1 protein-coding gene is annotated in these 1,113 nt (G+C 50.3%); it reads right to left on the reverse strand.

From position 1 onward, the window contains the following. Nucleotides 1-478 precede the first annotated feature (478 nt). Nucleotides 479-1,113: ribose-phosphate pyrophosphokinase (locus Q0144_RS08035; RefSeq protein ID WP_298063149.1), on the reverse strand; the 635-nt coding region annotated here is incomplete at its 5' end.

Here is a 1,113-nt window from a genome sequence, read left to right on the forward strand (position 1 = left end):
AATATCAAAATTTAAATGCAGTGAGCTCGGGGTATCTGTCATTAGTGTGCGCCGTGGGTTTTTGTAGAGAAATTTAATGAGACTTTGCGAAGCGTAGCCGATGCGCACAGGAGCGAACGGCAATTAAATTTTTACGGCGAATTTAAAGCAGGGTATTTTTAATACTAATTTTTCAAGCGTTAAAATGCGGCTTGCAGCGGCTAATGCGGTAAATTTACTTCGCGGTTGCAGTTAAAATTTCCGCCGCGCGGAGTAAATGTCGCGCATAAATTAAATTTGTCGCGTAGAAGCTAAATTTCGCGTCGCAGTTAAATCCCAATAGTTAAATCGTAGCGAGCCTCAAACGCTATAAATTTAGAGCCCACCGCCGTAAGCGCTTGACTTAGGCTGAGCCGCGATCTTTTATTATAAGATGCCTATTGTTCGCATTCCTGCGGCTGTATAAAACAAACCGCGCCGCATTTTAAATTTTAAAATTTTATTTGAATAAGCTATTTACGCTCTCGTCGTGATATACGCGTCTGATGACCTCGCCGAAGAGCGGAGCGACGCTGATTACCTTGATGCGGTCGCTTTCCTGCTTTAGCGGGATCGTGTCGGTCACGACTAGGCCGTCCAGCGCGCCGCTTTCGATGCGCTCATATGCCGGACCGCTTAGCACGGCGTGCGTGCAAAACGCGCTGACGCTCTTCGCGCCCTGTTCCTTAAACGCGCCCGCAGCCTTGACGATAGTGCCCGCGGTATCGATCATATCGTCGATTAGGATCACGTCCTTGCCCGCGACGTCGCCGATGATGTTCATCACCTCGCTTTTGTTCGCCTCCTCGCGGCGCTTATCGACGATCACCAGATCGAGCGAGAGCTTTTTAGCGAAGCTTCTGGCGCGCGCGACGCCGCCAACGTCGGGGCTGGCGATGATCGGATTTTTTAAATTTTTCTCTTTCAGATAATCCAAAAATATCAGCGAGCCGTAGAGGTTATCGACTGGCACGTCGAAAAAGCCCTGTATCTGCCCCGCGTGCAGATCCATCGTAACGACGCGGTTGATTCCCGCCGTCTGCATCATATTTGCCACGAGCTTCGCGCTGATCGGTACGCGCGGGGCTGCCTTGC

This window comes from uncultured Campylobacter sp., from assembly GCF_938045345.1.
GTDB lineage: Bacteria > Campylobacterota > Campylobacteria > Campylobacterales > Campylobacteraceae > Campylobacter_B.